Genomic DNA, 14,646 nt, shown 5'->3' with positions numbered 1-14,646 from the left:
TTCCGCGTTGGGGGTTTCCTGGTGTGTCGGGGTCCACGGTAGGGGCGCGGGGGCGCCGGGGGGTTTATCCGGGGTGTAGTGGTGGAGTGGCGGGGTTCGACGCTTTGGCACAGCAGCGGGTGCCTACTCGGCCGGTGTGGCCTTCAACGCCAGCCAGAGCTCCATCCGCACATCCGCGTCGTCCAGCGACCGCCCCAGGATCTCCTCCACCCGCCGCATCCGGTACCGCAAGGTATGCCGATGCACCCCGAGGTCCGCGGCCGCCGCATCCCACTGCCCGTGCCGTGACAGCCAGGCCCGCAGCGAGGCCACCAGATCGCCCCGCCCCGTCGCGTCGTGCTCGCGCAGCGCCCGCAGCAACCCGTCCGCGAACGCCTTCACCGCGTCGTCCGCGAGCAGCGGCAGCACGGACCCGGCCGCCAGCTGCTCATGCTCCACGAACACCCGGCCCCGCCGCCGGGCCACCGACAGCGCCTGCTCGGCCTGCTTGTACGCCGCCGCCGCGGCGATGGGCCCGGCCGGCGCCGACAGTCCGACGACCAGTTCGTCCTCGTCGAGGCCTCCGGGCTGCTCCGGTACGCCGCCCGCCCGCGCCGCCCCCAGCACCGCCGCGTACTCCGCGCACGCCGAGACCGCAGCGCCCCCGTCCGCCGCGAGCACGACCAGCCGGGCCGTCTCGCCCTCCCCCTCCGGCACCACCAGCACCGCCTCCCCGGCCCGGGCCGCCGCGGACTCGACGATCTCGGTCAGCGCGCCCAGGGGATCGCCGTGGGTGTCGGAGACGGCGGCCCGGCCCGCCGACGCCGCCTCGGCGACGATCACCCGGAAGGGCATGTCCAGCAGGTCGCCGTACAGATTCCCCGCCACGGTCCGGGCATGGTCCGGCTCCCCGGCGAGCAGCATGCGCAGCACCGCCGTCCCGATCCGCTGCTCGGCGGCCTGGAGCGAGCGCGACCGCTCGGTCGTCAGCGTGAGCAGGGCGATCGCCGAGTGGACGGCGTACCGCTCCGCCGTGCCCAGCGCGGCCGCCGTACCGACGGCCAGCGCCGCCCGTGGCCGGCGTCCCGTGCCCAGGGTGTGCAGTTCGACCCGGTCCTCGTTCTCCGGCCCGCCCACCACGGACGACGCCGGCGCGGGCCGCTCTCGCAGCCGCTCCACGTCCGCCGTGATCCGCGCCGCCCGCCGCCCGGCCCACTCCGGCGCGGTCGCGACGACGGCACCGGACGCGTCGTACAGCGCGGCCCAGCCGTCCACCTGTGCGGCAAGCGCCGCCAGCAGCCCTTCCGGCCCGTCGGTCAGCGCCTGCTTGGTCAGCTCCCGCTGGGCGGCGAAGCCCGCCGTGACCGCCCGGTACTGGTCCGCCGCGATGGCCGCCGACACCGCCTTGCTGATGGCGAGGAAGGGCGTCCGGCGCGGCACCGCCAGCAGTGGCAGGTCCTCCTGCGTCGCCGCGTCGAGAAGTGCCTTGGGGATGTCCTCGTAGTTGACGCCGACCGCGAAGCCGAGCCCGACCACGCCCGCGCCCACCAGGCGCCGCACATAGCGCCGCATCGCCTCGGGGTTCTCGGCGTCCAGCTTCAGCGCGGTGATCAGCAGCAGCTCCCCGCCCTCCATGTACGGGACGGGATCGGTGAGCTCGCTGGCATGCGCCCACCGCACCGGCACGTCCAGGCGGTCCTCGCCCGCCCGCACGGTCAGTTTCAGCGCGGAGTGATGGACGAGCGAGGAGAGCGTGGGGGGCATAGGGCCTTCAAGTCGGTGTGATCTCTGTGATCTTTTGGCCGCTGTGTATGAACGACCTGTGTCGATTCTGCCTCACCGTACGGTCACCGCGTGGCCATGCGCCCGGATACCCAGGTCACCCCCGCAGATCCACCAGCAGCGGCGGCGCGTGCTCGCCCTGAACACTGGTGAGCGACAGCACCGCATGCCCCGGCGGCACCCCATGCGCCAGCTCGGAGGCCGACCACCGCTCCCGCTCGACCTGGCGCACGGTCACCGCCCGCGCGGTCGGCGCCTTGCCGGTGATCACCCGTCGCACCGCGTGCAGCGCCTTGCCGGCCGGTGTCTCGGCGATGATCTGCCGGTCGGTGACGTCCCGCGCCTCGGTCCACTCCTTGCCCCACACCTCGGCGAAGTCCTGCCCGTCCCAGGGCGTGACCCCGGCCAGCGCCATCCGGCAGCCGGCCGACCCCAGCAGCGGCCCGCGCAGCGGCCTCGGTACGTCGTCCAGGGTGCGCAGGGTGAGCACCGCGCCCGCGTTGCCAGACCGCAGCCGCTGGATGCCCCGTACGGCCTCGGGCGTCACGACCCCGGTCGCGTCGTCCAGCACCAGGCAGGCGAACAGCGACCGGTCCTCCCGTACCGCGACACTCGCCGTGAACTGCGCCAGCACCAGCCGGGCCAGCATCCGCGAGGCCTCGGCGTGCCCGCGCGCGGGCAGATCGATACGCACCCGGACCGGGTGGTCGAGGGCCTTGAGCGAGAACGGCCGGGACTGTCCCGAGGTGTCGAAGAACCCGGCGAACGCCGGCCGGTCCAGCAGCGCCACCCGGTCCGCGAGCACCGCCGACACATCTCCGGGGTGCCCCAACTGGCGCTGCCGGGCATCCAGTTCACGGATGAGCGACTCCTGCCCGGAGCCCTCCAGCGCGGTGCGCAGCGCGCCGAGCGCCCCGGGCGCGCCGTCCAGCAGCTGCCGTAGCTCCGGCACCGACGGGAAGCGGTCGTGGACCGCCCGGAACGGCCCGAGGAGCTGTGCCAGCACGGTCGTGGAACGGCGGCTGTCGCTGCCCGGATGCGGATCGGCGAGATCCCCGACGAGCGCCTCGGCGAGCACGGCCGCCGCCTCGTCGGGATCGCCGGTGCCGCCGTAGAGGTCCAGGTCGTAGACGGAGTCCGGGTTTCCGATCCGTACGACGACGTCGTAGGCGTCGGCCGGACCGAGCCCGGTGCCCGCCGCGCCGACCACGACGACCGAGGCCCGCCCGGCCAGCGCGTGCAGACACAGCGACTCGGCGAGCGGCCGCACGACGGTCCCGGTCTTGCCGGAGCCGGCCGGGCCGACCGCGAGCAGGGAGGTGCCGAGCAGATCGGGTCCGAGACCGAGCCCGGTGCCGCGATAGGCGTACGGGTTGCGCGGGTCGTCGGCGGTCGTGCCGAGCCGCACCTGACCGCTGACGAGGTCGTGCCGGGAGAGCCGGGCGGACAGGTCACGCTCGCCGGAGGGGTGCAGACACGCGGCGGCGCCGTCCTTGAGCACGGCGCCGTTGAAGGTGGGCAGGTCGTGCCGCCCGCTGCGCACGCCCTGCCAGGCGCGGGTGATCCGGGCGTAGTCGACGTCCCGCATCCGCCCGGACCGGGCATCGGCGGCGAGCCGCTCGGCCGCGTCGGCGGCCCCGGCGGCCCGGAGCTGGTGCCACTGAGCGGGGTCCTCCTCAGGGGCGGGCGGCCGCTCGGGCGGCGGCACGGCACGACGCCAGGCGGGCGGACCGTAACGGCGCCAGACCTCGCCCCAGCGGCCCAGACGGCCGACGGCGAGCATTATGGCGAGGGCGATGAGCGTGTAGTAGCTGTACCAGAGGACGGCATTGCCGACACGGTCGTTGTTCTCGCGCCAGGAGTCCGGGGTGAACAGCTCCAGGGGCAGCACCCACCAGCCGCCGAGGTAGCCGTTCCACAGCAGCGACCAGACCAGCCATCCGACCAGGAACGCGATCACCGCCCCGCTCAGCAACTGCCGCCCCGGAATCCGCTCGGGCTCCTCGTCCGGCCTGGGCACATGCCCGAACTTCCACACGCCCGGCAACGCCTCCGGCCGCGACGCCCTCAGCCACGCCAAGAACGCCGACCCGTCCACCCCGGGCGGCGCTGAAGGCATCGGCGGCACAGCGGAGCGTTCCGGCGGCGCCGCCGGACGCGGCACAGGCGTCGCATGCGTGCCCCGGGCGTCCTGGGTCCCGTCGCTGTCCATCGCCTTTGCCCCCTGACCAGCCGTTCCGTCCGTGCCATCCACCATCAGCCAGTCAATCTAACGCCCTCTCCTGGGGAGTTCACCGCTTACACGGCCGTCGGAGCGGACCGAGATGCTCCGGTGATCCACGGGCGATCCGGGCACGCGATGCCCGTCGCTATGTCCACGACGGACAACGCATTCGCCTGACAACGCCCACATGGAGCATGCCCACCCCCCGCTCCCCGCCCTAGCCTGCGAGAAAAGACAAGACAAGAGTCCGCAAAACCCCCAGGAGCCCCTCATGAGCGCACTTCCGCAGGAGCGCCGCGTCGTCACCGCCATCCCCGGCCCCAAGTCGCAGGAGCTGCAGGCCCGCCGTACGGCCGCGGTCGCGCAGGGCGTGGGCTCCGTGCTGCCCGTGTTCACGGCGCGTGCGGGCGGCGGCATCATCGAGGACGTCGACGGCAACCGGCTCATCGACTTCGGTTCGGGCATCGCCGTGACGTCCGTGGGCGCGTCCGCCGAGGCGGTCGTACGCAGGGCGTCCGCGCAGCTCGCCGACTTCACCCACACCTGTTTCATGGTCACGCCGTACGAGGGCTACGTCGCCGTCGCCGAGGCGCTGGCCGAGCTCACGCCGGGTGACCACGCCAAGAAGTCGGCGCTGTTCAACTCCGGCGCCGAGGCCGTCGAGAACGCCGTCAAGATCGCGCGGGCGTACACCAAGCGGCAGGCCGTCGTCGTCTTCGACCACGGCTACCACGGCCGGACCAACCTCACGATGGCACTGACCGCGAAGAACATGCCGTACAAGCACGGCTTCGGTCCGTTCGCGCCCGAGGTCTACCGGGTGCCGGTGGCCTACGGCTACCGCTGGCCGACCGGTGCGGAGAACGCCGGTCCGGAGGCCGCCGCGCAGGCCATCGACCAGATCTCCAAGCAGGTCGGCCCGGACAACGTGGCCGCGATCATCATCGAGCCGGTGCTCGGCGAGGGCGGCTTCATCGAGCCGGCCAAGGGCTTCCTCCCGGCCATCAGCCAGTTCGCCAAGGACAACGGCATCGTCTTCGTCGCGGACGAGATCCAGTCCGGCTTCTGCCGTACCGGCCAGTGGTTCGCGTGCGAGGACGAGGGCATCGTCCCCGACCTGATCACGACCGCGAAGGGCATCGCCGGCGGCCTCCCGCTCGCCGCCGTGACCGGCCGCGCCGAGATCATGGACGCGGCCCACGCGGGCGGCCTGGGCGGCACCTACGGCGGCAACCCGGTCGCCTGCGCCGGTGCGCTCGGCTCCATCGAGACGATGAAGGAGCTCGACCTCAACGCCAAGGCGAAGAACATCGAGGCGATCATGAAGGCCCGCCTGGGCGCCATGGCCGAGAAGTTCGACATCGTCGGCGACGTCCGCGGCCGTGGCGCCATGATCGCCATCGAGCTGGTCAAGGACCGCGCCACCAAGGAGCCGAACCCGGAGGCGACCGCCGCGCTCGCCAAGGCCTGCCACGCCGAGGGCGTGCTGGTCCTGACCTGTGGCACCTACGGCAATGTGCTGCGCTTCCTGCCCCCGCTGGTCATCGGCGAGGACCTGCTGAACGAGGGCCTCGACATCCTCGAGCAGGCCTTCGCGCGTATCTGAGGCCCCAGCGAAACCACTGGTGAGCGACGGGGTCCCGGTCCCGGGAACCTCATCCGCCCCATCCCCGGTGTCTTCCGTGATTCCGGGGCTGGGGCGGCTACCGTCAGAGCGTGTGAAGAAGGTGTGCGAGGTGGATGTCAGGACGCGATTCCGTCTGTCTAACGCCATCGCCCTGTCGTAGGTTCTAACCAGATGAGAGATACACCCCGTCCAGAGGGGACTCTGGGCGACATCAGGCTGAGGCCTCCCCAGCTTCGACCTGGTCGTGCCCTCGCGCACACACCCGGAGCTTCCGGCTCCGGATCTCCTCACCGATCGGACAGCCGCCCGCCCCAAACCCCCCGGGGCGCGCGGCCTTCCGATCCGGACGGCCGCCTCGGAACTACCCCCCCTGTTCCGGGGCGGCCGACCTCCCTCTTCCTCCTTCTGGGCCTTCCGGCCGTTCTCTTCACGCTCATCACCTGGCAGGTCGTGGCAGAGGGCCCGTTGCTGGACGCCGACGCAGCGGCCAGCCGGGCCCTGGTCCATCCCGACCGCTTCTCCGAACTCCTCGCCGACCTGGGCAATGTGCCGGTCGCGGTACCGGTGCTGGTCCTTGCCCTGGCGTACGTCACCCGGCGGCACCGCCGCATTGGTACACACCACTGGTGGCTGCCGGCGGTTTCGGCCGCCCTCCTCATGGCGCTGGTGCCGGCCCTGATCGTTCCCCTCAAGGAACTGACCGACCGCCCCGGTACCCCGGTCGTGCCACCGGCCACCGGCTACTACCCCTCCGGGCACACCGCGACGGCCGCCGTCGCGTACGGCGCCGCGACGCTGCTCCTCCTCCCGTGGCTGAACTCCGTACGTGCCCGCCGCGCGCTTCTCGCCCTCTGCGCCGCCCTCAATCTCGGCGTCGGCTTCGGGCTGGTCCGGCGCGGCTACCACTGGCCACTGGATGTGGTGGCCAGTTGGTGCCTCTGTACGGTGCTCGTCTCCCTGCTGTGGCTCTTCCTCAGCCGAAGTAACCGTCGAACGTCCGCTGGAACTCCCAGCCGCTGTACCGGTCCCAGTTGATCGACCACGTCATCAGGCCGCGCAGGGCCGGCCAGGTGCCGTGGGTGGCGTACGAGCCGCAGTTCGTCCTCTTCGTCAGACAGTCGAGGGTCTTGGTGACCTCGGCCGGAGGGACGTGGCCGTTGCCCGCGTTGGTCGAGGCGGGCATGCCGATCGCGACCTGGTCGGGACGCAGGGGCGGGAAGACGTTGCCGGCGTTGCCCGCGACCGGGAAGCCGGTCAGCAGCATGTCGGTCATGGCGATGTGGAAGTCGGCACCGCCCATGGAGTGGTACTGGTTGTCGAGGCCCATGATCGGGCCCGAGTTGTAGTCCTGGACGTGCAGGAGCGTCAGGTCGTCGCGCAGGGCGTGGATGACCGGAAGGTACGCCCCCGCTCTCGGGTCCTGGCCGCCCCACTGGCCGGTGCCGTAGTACTGGTAGCCGAGCTGGACGAAGAAGGTCTCCGGGGCCATCGTCAGCACGAAGTCGTCGCCGTACTTGGCCTTCAGGGTCTGCACGGCCGTGATGAGGTTGACGATCACCGGGGTCTTCGGGTTCTTGAAGTCCGTGTCGTCGGCGTTCAGGGAGAGCGAGTGGCCCTCGAAGTCGATGTCCAGGCCGTCGAGGCCGTACTCGTCGATGATCTTCGAGACCGACGTCACGAAGGCGTCCCGCGCGGCCGTGGTCGTCAGCTGCACCTGGCCGTTCTGGCCGCCGATCGAGATCAGCACCTTCTTGCCGGCCGCCTGCTTGGCCTTGATCGCCGCCTTGAAGTCGGCGTCGCTCTCGACGTTCGGGCACTCGGTGACCGGGCATCGGTCGAAGCGGATGTCGCCGGAGGTGACCGAAGTGGGCTCGCCGAAGGCCAGGTCGATGACGTCCCAGCTGTCCGGGACGTCGGCCATGCGCGTGTAGCCGGAGCCGTTGGCGAAGCTCGCGTGCAGATAGCCGACCAGGGCGTGCGCCGGAAGCTGCACGGGGCCGCCGGTGCCCGCGGTCGTCGTCGCGGTCACCGTGGCCGACTTCGCGGACTCGCCGGCCTCGTTCACCGCGGTGACCTGGAAGCCGTACGCCGTCGAGGGCGAGAGTCCGCCGAGCGTCGCCGAAGTGCCGCTCACCGTCTGCGCCTTGGCGCCGTCGCGGTAGACCGCGTAACCCGTCGCACCCGGGACCGGCGACCAGGACAGCGCGACGCTGGACGAGGTGACCGCGCCCGTCTTCAGGCCGGTCGGTGCCGCGGGTGGCTGGGCGGTGTCCCCGCCCGGTCCGATCAGGGAGATGTCGTCCGCGTGATAAGCCCCCGTGCCGTACCAGCCATGGGTGTAGATCGTGACGCGGGTCGTGGAGGGGCCGGTGCGGAAGGTCGTCGTGAGCTGCTGCCAGGTGGGGGCCGACTGGGTCCAGGCCGAGACGTCGGTGGTGCCGGTGCCGCTCGCGCCGAGGTAGACGTACGCGCCGCGGACGTAGCCGGACAGTGTGTACGCGGAGTCCGGCTTCACGGTCACCGTCTGCGCGCACCGGGCGTTGTCGGCTCCGGCCGGGGTCGCCTGGAGCGCGGAAGAACCGCTGCGCACAGGTGAGTTGACGGTCGTACCGGCGGAGCAGGTCCAGCCGTCCAGGCCGGACTCGAAGCCGCCGTTACGGGCGAGGTCCGCGTCGGCCGCACGGGCGGCCGACGAGAGTGCGGTGACGCCGGGCAGGGTCAGTGCCGCGGCGATGAGGAGGGCGAGGGGTCTGGAGCGATCCACAAGTGCCTCCGGGCATGGGGGAATTGGAGGGTGGAGACGCCCACAACTTGGTCCAGACCAATCCGTCTTGTCAAGAGTTCTCGCAGGCTAGCCCTCCTCCTCCGCATCCGCGGCCAGCCCAGCCGCCGCCTCGTGCATGGCCAGTTCGAGGAGGGCGGGATCGGTCAGGGTGCCGGTGCCGTCCGGTGGGACCAGCCAGCGGACGGCGCCGGCGGCGCGGCCCGGGTACGGGACGACGATCCAGGTACCGGCCCCGGCCGTGCGGATACCGGTGCCGAGCCAGCGGGCAGCGGTGCCGGGCGGCACGAAGAAGCCCATCCGTGAGTCGCCGAAGTCGACCAGGACCGGCCCGAGTTGGTCGATGATGCGGGTGAGGACGTCGAGCGTGGGATAGCCGAGTTCGCCCGGCAGGATGAGCACGTCCCAGGCCTTGCCGGCGGGCAGCAGCGCGACCCCGAGAGGGCTGCGCTCCCACTCCCATCGACAGGCCTCGGGATCCGGCGCAACGGATGCCAGCCACTCGACCGCCGTCTTCGCCCCTGTCATGAGGGTGACCTCCCTTTCTGTCGTGAACGCCGATCGCGTCACGGGGGAGAGGGAGGCCACCCGGCGGGCATTACGCGGGTTTTCGCCACCGGTTCGAAGTGATCCGTGTCACATCCGCGGGAGGCGTGTCAGCTGTCGAAGCCGAGACCGAGCCGGTCCATGGTCCTCAGCCACAGATTGCGCCGCCCGCCGTGCGCGTCGGCGCGGGCCAGCGACCACTTGGTGAGCGCGATGCCGGTCCAGGCGAAGGGCTCCGGCGGGAAGGGCAGCGGCTTCTTGCGGACCATCTCCAGCTGGGTGCGTTCCGTGCGCTCCCCCGCCAGCAGGTCCAGCATCACGTCCGCGCCGAACCGGGTCGCACCGACGCCGAGGCCCGTGAAGCCCGCCGCGTACGCCACCTTGCCCTGATGGGCCGTCCCGAAGAACGCCGAGAAGCGCGAGCAGGTGTCGATCGCGCCGCCCCACGCGTGCGTGAACCGGGTGCCCTCCAGCTGCGGGAAGCAGGTGAAGAAGTGCCCGGCGAGCTTGGCGTAGGTCTCTGGGCGGTCGTCGTACTCCGCGCGCACCCGGCCGCCGTACGGGTAGATGGCGTCGTAGCCGCCCCACAGGACACGGTTGTCCGCGGAGAGGCGGAAGTAGTGGAACTGGTTCGCCGAGTCGCCGAGACCCTGGCGGTTCTTCCAGCCGATCGACGCGAGCTGCTCCTCGGTGAGCGGCTCGGTCATCAGGGCGTAGTCGTAGACCGGGACGGTGTAGGCGCGGACGCGCTTGACCAGGTTCGGGAAGATGTTGGTGCCGAGGGCGACCTTGCGGGCGCGGATCCGGCCGTACGGGGTGCGTACGTCCATGCCGGCCCCGTACGGCTTCAGGGTGAGGGCCGGGGTGTGCTCGTAGACGCGGACGCCGAGGTCCTGGCACGCCCGCTTCAGCCCCCAGGTCAGCTTGGCCGGATTGACCATGGCGACGCCCCGGCGGTCGTAGAGGCCCGCCCGGAACGTCGGCGAGTCGACCTGCGCCCGCACCTCGTCGGTGTCGAGGAACTCGATGCCCTCGGCGAGGCCCTTGTCCCGCAGTTCCTCGTACCAGTCGCGCAGTTCCGACGCCTGGTACGTCTCGGTGGCGACGTCGATCTCGCCGGTGCGCTCGAAGTCGCAGTCCAGGGAGTAGCGGGCGACCGCACTCTCGATCTCGTCGAGGTTGCGGGCGCCCAGTTCCTCCAGCTTGTGGATCTCGTCCGGCCAGCGGGCGAGCCCGTTGGGCAGACCATGGGTGAGGGAGGCGGCGCAGAAGCCTCCGTTGCGGCCGGAGGCGGCCCAGCCCACCTCGCGGCCTTCGACCAGCACGACGTCCCGTTGCGGGTCGCGCTCCTTGGCGATGAGCGCGGTCCACAGTCCGCTGTACCCGCCGCCGACGACCAGCAGGTCGCAGGTCTCGGCGGTGGTGAGGGCGGGCTCGGGGTGGGGGCGGCCGGGGTCGTCCAGCCAGTACGGGACCGGCTGGGCTTCGGAGAGTGCCTTCGTCCAGTGATTTCCAGAACTCATGGCGCTTGGGGCCATGATTTCAACTCCCTACAGGGGCTTATGCCTTTTGCTTCTTGCGGCGGTTTCCGATGGCCATGGAGGCCAGGACGAACAGTACGGCGATGATGAACATGGTCGTACCGATGACATTGATCTGAACGGGCGTTCCGCGCTGGGCCGAGCCCCAGACGAACATCGGGAAGGTGACGGTGGAGCCCGCGTTGAAATTGGTGATGATGAAATCGTCGAAGGAGAGCGCGAACGCGAGCATCGCGCCCGCCGCGATTCCCGGGGCGGCGATCGGCAGGGTGACCCGGACGAATGTCTGGAACGGTCCGGCGTACAGGTCCTGCGCGGCCTGTTCCAGCCGCGGGTCCATCGACATCACGCGCGCCTTCACCGCCGTCACGACGAAGCTCAGGCAGAACATGATGTGGGCGATGAGGATCGTCCAGAAGCCGAGCTGGGCGCCCAGGTTGAGGAACAGGGTGAGCAGCGAGGCGGCCATGACGACCTCGGGCATCGCCATCGGCAGGAAGATGAGCGAGTTGATGGCACCCCGCGCCCGGAAGCGGTAGCGGACCAGTGCGAAGGCGATCATGGTGCCGAGGAGCGTGGCGCCGATGGTCGCCCAGAACGCGATCTGGAGGCTCAGCGACAGCGAGCCGCACAGATCGGAGACTCCGCACGGGTCCTGCCACGCGGCCGTGGAGAACTCCTGCCATTGGTAGTTGAAGCGCCCCTTCGGTTTATTGAAGGAGAAGATCGTCACAATGACGTTGGGCAGCAGGAGATAAGCGAGCGTCAGCAGTCCCGCGATGACGACGAGATTGCGCTTGAACCAGTTGACGACGGTCATTTAAACCAGATCCTCCGTGCCGGACCTGCGGATGTACAGCGTCACCATGACGAGGATGGCGGCCATGAGAATGAAGGAGAGGGCCGCGGCCGTCGGATAGTCCAGAATCCGCAGGAACTGCGTCTGGATGACATTGCCGACCATGCGCGTGTCGGTGGAGCCGAGCAGGTCCGCGTTGACGTAGTCACCGGCCGCCGGGATGAAGGTCAGCAGCGTGCCGGAGACGACGCCCGGCATCGACAGCGGGAAGGTGACCTTCCGGAAGACGGTGACCGGCTTGGCGTACAGGTCGCCGGCCGCCTCGTGCAGCCGTGGGTCGATGCGCTCCAGCGAGGTGTAGAGCGGCAGCACCATGAACGGCAGGAAGTTGTACGTCAGACCGCAGACCACCGCGAGCGGTGTGGCCAGCACACGGTCGCCCTCGGTCATGCCGAGCCAGCTGGTGACGTCCAGGACGTGCAGCGTGTTGAGGGCGCCGACGACCGGACCGCCGTCCGCGAGGATCGTCTTCCAGGCGAGGGTGCGGATCAGGAAGCTGGTGAAGAAGGGCGCGATCACCAGGATCATGATCAGGTTCCGCCAGCGGCCCGCGCGGAAGGCGATGAGATAGGCGAGCGGGTAGCCGAGGACCAGGCACAGAATGGTCGCCGAGCCGGCGTAGAGCACCGAGCGCAGGAACTGCGGGTAGTAGTCGGCCAGGGCGTCCCAGTAGGTCGCGAAGTGCCAGGTGACCTTGTAGCCCTCCTCCAGGGAGCCCGTCTGCACGGACGTGGAGGCCTGGTAGATCATCGGCAGCGCGAAGAAGATCAGCAGCCACAGGATGCCGGGGAGCAGGAGCCAGTACGGCACCAGACGGCCGCGTCTGCGGGGCGGCTTCTTCTCCGGGGCGGTCGGGGTGAGAGGCGGGGGCGCCTCGGTGAGTGTCGCCATCAGACCGCCGCCTCTTCCTGGATGCCCGCGTCGATGTCCTGCGCGGCGTCGAGGCCGAAGGTGTGCGCCGGGTTCCAGTGCAGGACGACCTCGGCGCCGGGTACGAGCCGGTCGTCCCGGTCGATGTTCTGGGCGTAGACCTCGAACTCGGGGCAGACGGGGCTGTCGACGACGTACTGCGTGGAGACGCCGATGAAGGAGGAGTCCGCGATCCTGCCGGTGATGCGGTTGCGGCCCTCGGGTATCTCGCCCGCCTCGTCGGCATGGGTGAGGGATATCTTCTCGGGGCGTACGCCGACCAGCACCTTGCCGCCGGTCGCCGAGGCCGCGCTGCACCGTGCCTCGGGCAGGACGAGCTTGCCGCCGGCGGCCTTCAGCACGATGTCGTCGCCGCTCTTGGAGTCGACCTCGGCCTCGATGAAGTTGGAGGTGCCCAGGAAGTTGGCGACGAAGGTGGTGCGCGGGTTCTCGTAGAGGTCGGTCGGCGAGCCGAGCTGCTCGACGCGGCCCGCGTTCATCACGGCGACCGTGTCGGCCATGGTCATGGCCTCCTCCTGGTCGTGCGTGACATGGACGAAGGTGATGCCGACCTCGGTCTGGATGCGCTTGAGCTCCAGCTGCATCTGGCGGCGCAGCTTCAGGTCGAGGGCGCCGAGCGGCTCGTCGAGGAGGAGCACCTTGGGGTGGTTGATCAGCGCGCGGGCGACGGCCACGCGCTGCTGCTGGCCACCCGACAACTGGTGCGGCTTCTTGCGGGCCTGCTCGCCCAGCTGGACGAGGTCGAGCATGTCCCCGACCTGCTTCTTCACGCTCTTGATGCCGCGTCGGCGCAGGCCGAAGGCGACGTTCTCGAAGATGTCGAGGTGCGGGAAGAGGGCGTACGACTGGAAGACCGTGTTCACCGGCCGCTTGTACGGCGGCAGCGCGGTCACGTCCTGCTCGCCGAGGTGGACGGTGCCGCCGCTGGGCTCCTCCAGACCGGCGATCATGCGCAGGGTGGTGGTCTTGCCGCAGCCGGAGGCGCCGAGCAGGGCGAAGAAGGAGCCCTGGGGCACGGTCAGGTCGAGCGGGTGTACGGCGGTGAAGGAGCCGTAGGTCTTGCTGATGCCGGAGAGGCGGACGTCGCCGCTGCTGTCGTTCGTCATGGATGTCACGCCCCTGTGAGCTTCGCGAACTTCTCTTCGTAGGCCGTCTCTTCCTTCGAGCTCAGTGAGCGGAAGGCGCGGGAGGCGGCCTGCATGGCCTTGTCGGGGAGGATCAGCGGGTTGTTCGCCGCGTCCTCGTCGATCTTCGCAAGCTCTTCCTTCACGCCGTCGACAGGACAGACGTAGTTGATGTAGGCGGCGAGCTCGGCAGCGGCGGTCGGCTCGTAGTAGAAGTCGATGAGCCGCTCGGCGTTCGTCTTGTGACGGGCCTTGTTGGGGACCAGCATGTTGTCGCTGGACGTCATGTAGCCGCTGTCCGGGATGATGAAGTCGATGTCCGGGCTGTCGGCCTTGAGCTGTACGACGTCTCCGGCCCAGGCGAGGCAGGCGGCGAAGTCGCCGCTGGTGAGGTCGGAGGTGTAGTCGTTGCCGGTGAACCGGCGGATCTGCTTCTTGTCGACGGCCTTCTGCAGCCGGGCGACGGCCGCGTCGTAGTCGTCGTCGGTGAACTTCGCGGGGTCCTTGCCCATGTCGAGCAGGGTCATCCCGATGGTGTCGCGCATCTCGGTCAGGAAGCCGACGCGTCCCTTGAGCTTGGGGTTGTCGAGCAGGTCGGAGACCGTCTTGACCTCGACACCGTCGAGCGCCTTCTTGTTGTAGGCGATGACGGTCGAGATGCCCTGCCAGGGGTACGAGTACGCCCGTCCCGGATCCCAGTCGGGGTTGCGGAACTGCTGCGAGAGGTTGGCGAAGGCGTGCGGCAGGTTGGAGGGGTCGAGTTTCTGGACCCAGCCCAGGCGTATGAGCCGCCCCGCGAGCCAGTCGGTGAGGACGATGATGTCCCGGCCGGTGTCCTGCCCCGCCGCGAGCTGCGGCTTGATCTTCCCGAAGAACTCGTTGTTGTCGTTGATGTCCTCGGTGTACTTGACCTTGATGCCGGTCCGCTTCGCGAACTGCTCCAGCGTCGGGTGGTGCTTGCCGCTGTCGTCGACATCCATGTACTCGGTCCAGTTGGAGAAGCTGACCTCCTTCTCCTTCGCCGAGTGGTCCTCGGAGGACGTGCCGCCCTCGGTCTTGCCGGCCGCGGGGATCCCGCAGGCACTGAGCGTTCCCAGGCCGCCGACCGCGAGCGCACCGCCCGCGGAGGCGCGCAGCAGGGACCGGCGGGTCATGGCGGCCCGGCCGTTACGGAGACTGCGCCGCATGGCGGCCACTTGGGCCGGGGACAGGCGGTCGGGCTCGTACTGCTCCATGCGCGTGGTGCCCTTTC

At 70.1% G+C, this 14,646-nt stretch carries 11 protein-coding genes; 2 read left to right on the top strand and 9 right to left on the bottom strand.

What is annotated here, in order from left to right:
* Positions 1 to 123 precede the first annotated feature (123 nt).
* Both ACFQ6S_RS28480 and ACFQ6S_RS28475 read right to left on the bottom strand, forming a co-directional pair.
* Positions 124 to 1,743 carry a PucR family transcriptional regulator gene (locus ACFQ6S_RS28480; protein WP_383415610.1) on the bottom strand — a complete coding sequence of 540 codons (1,620 nt, stop codon included), beginning with the start codon at positions 1,741 to 1,743 and terminating at the stop codon, positions 124 to 126.
* A 115-nt stretch (positions 1,744 to 1,858) separates the two neighbouring features.
* Positions 1,859 to 3,973, bottom strand: coding sequence for an ATP-binding protein (locus ACFQ6S_RS28475; RefSeq protein WP_383415608.1), 2,115 nt, complete (start codon positions 3,971 to 3,973; stop codon positions 1,859 to 1,861).
* A 283-nt stretch (positions 3,974 to 4,256) separates the two neighbouring features.
* Here ACFQ6S_RS28475 and gabT point away from each other — a divergent pair, with 283 nt between their 5' ends.
* Together gabT and ACFQ6S_RS28465 are read left to right on the top strand one after the other, a co-directional pair.
* Positions 4,257 to 5,591 carry a 4-aminobutyrate--2-oxoglutarate transaminase gene (gene gabT, locus ACFQ6S_RS28470; protein ID WP_383415606.1) on the top strand — a complete coding sequence of 445 codons (1,335 nt, stop codon included), beginning with the start codon at positions 4,257 to 4,259 and terminating at the stop codon, positions 5,589 to 5,591.
* A 222-nt stretch (positions 5,592 to 5,813) separates the two neighbouring features.
* Entirely contained in the window at positions 5,814 to 6,647 is an 834-nt protein-coding gene (locus tag ACFQ6S_RS28465; RefSeq protein WP_383415881.1) for a phosphatase PAP2 family protein, read from the top strand.
* Here ACFQ6S_RS28465 and ACFQ6S_RS28460 read toward each other — a convergent pair.
* The 7 genes from ACFQ6S_RS28460 to ACFQ6S_RS28430 form a co-directional block, all read right to left on the bottom strand.
* Positions 6,586 to 8,376, bottom strand: a complete 1,791-nt coding sequence (locus ACFQ6S_RS28460) for a chitinase (RefSeq protein WP_383415603.1) — start codon at positions 8,374 to 8,376, stop codon at positions 6,586 to 6,588. The two genes, ACFQ6S_RS28465 and ACFQ6S_RS28460, sit on opposite strands and share 62 nt — an antisense overlap.
* 87 nt (positions 8,377 to 8,463) lie before the next feature.
* Positions 8,464 to 8,922: a hypothetical protein gene (locus ACFQ6S_RS28455; RefSeq protein WP_383415600.1), complete on the bottom strand. Its 459-nt coding sequence runs from the start codon at positions 8,920 to 8,922 to the stop codon at positions 8,464 to 8,466.
* Between the two features lie 128 nt (positions 8,923 to 9,050).
* Entirely contained in the window at positions 9,051 to 10,478 is a 1,428-nt protein-coding gene (locus tag ACFQ6S_RS28450; RefSeq protein ID WP_383415597.1) for an NAD(P)/FAD-dependent oxidoreductase, read from the bottom strand.
* A 22-nt stretch (positions 10,479 to 10,500) separates the two neighbouring features.
* Entirely contained in the window at positions 10,501 to 11,301 is an 801-nt protein-coding gene (locus ACFQ6S_RS28445; RefSeq protein ID WP_383415594.1) for an ABC transporter permease, read from the bottom strand.
* Positions 11,302 to 12,231, bottom strand: a complete 930-nt coding sequence (locus ACFQ6S_RS28440) for an ABC transporter permease (RefSeq protein ID WP_383415591.1) — start codon at positions 12,229 to 12,231, stop codon at positions 11,302 to 11,304. It lies immediately after the preceding gene.
* Positions 12,231 to 13,376 (bottom strand): ABC transporter ATP-binding protein, encoded by a 1,146-nt coding sequence (locus ACFQ6S_RS28435; RefSeq protein WP_383415588.1) that lies wholly within the window; start codon positions 13,374 to 13,376, stop codon positions 12,231 to 12,233. The genes ACFQ6S_RS28440 and ACFQ6S_RS28435 overlap by 1 nt, the downstream gene beginning before the upstream one ends.
* 5 nt (positions 13,377 to 13,381) lie before the next feature.
* Entirely contained in the window at positions 13,382 to 14,629 is a 1,248-nt protein-coding gene (locus ACFQ6S_RS28430) for a spermidine/putrescine ABC transporter substrate-binding protein (RefSeq protein ID WP_383415585.1), read from the bottom strand.
* Positions 14,630 to 14,646 lie beyond the last annotated feature (17 nt).

The organism is Streptomyces sp. NPDC056479, assembly GCF_042795335.1.
GTDB lineage: Bacteria > Actinomycetota > Actinomycetes > Streptomycetales > Streptomycetaceae > Streptomyces.
Note: the sequence above shows the minus strand (reverse complement) of the source record. Positions and strands in the feature narration are given on the sequence as shown.

Excerpts from the sequence above, each read along its gene's own strand:
- ACFQ6S_RS28445 (WP_383415594.1), bottom strand. The coding sequence starts at position 11,301 with ATGACCGTCGTCAACTGGTTCAAGCGCAATCTCGTCGTCATCGCGGGA.
- ACFQ6S_RS28480 (WP_383415610.1), bottom strand. The coding sequence starts at position 1,743 with ATGCCCCCCACGCTCTCCTCGCTCGTCCATCACTCCGCGCTGAAACTG.
- ACFQ6S_RS28430 (WP_383415585.1), bottom strand. The coding sequence starts at position 14,629 with ATGGAGCAGTACGAGCCCGACCGCCTGTCCCCGGCCCAAGTGGCCGCC.
- ACFQ6S_RS28440 (WP_383415591.1), bottom strand. The coding sequence starts at position 12,231 with ATGGCGACACTCACCGAGGCGCCCCCGCCTCTCACCCCGACCGCCCCG.
- ACFQ6S_RS28475 (WP_383415608.1), bottom strand. The coding sequence starts at position 3,973 with ATGGACAGCGACGGGACCCAGGACGCCCGGGGCACGCATGCGACGCCT.
- ACFQ6S_RS28455 (WP_383415600.1), bottom strand. The coding sequence starts at position 8,922 with ATGACAGGGGCGAAGACGGCGGTCGAGTGGCTGGCATCCGTTGCGCCG.
- gabT (WP_383415606.1), top strand. The coding sequence starts at position 4,257 with ATGAGCGCACTTCCGCAGGAGCGCCGCGTCGTCACCGCCATCCCCGGC.
- ACFQ6S_RS28435 (WP_383415588.1), bottom strand. The coding sequence starts at position 13,376 with ATGACGAACGACAGCAGCGGCGACGTCCGCCTCTCCGGCATCAGCAAG.
- ACFQ6S_RS28450 (WP_383415597.1), bottom strand. The coding sequence starts at position 10,478 with ATGGCCCCAAGCGCCATGAGTTCTGGAAATCACTGGACGAAGGCACTC.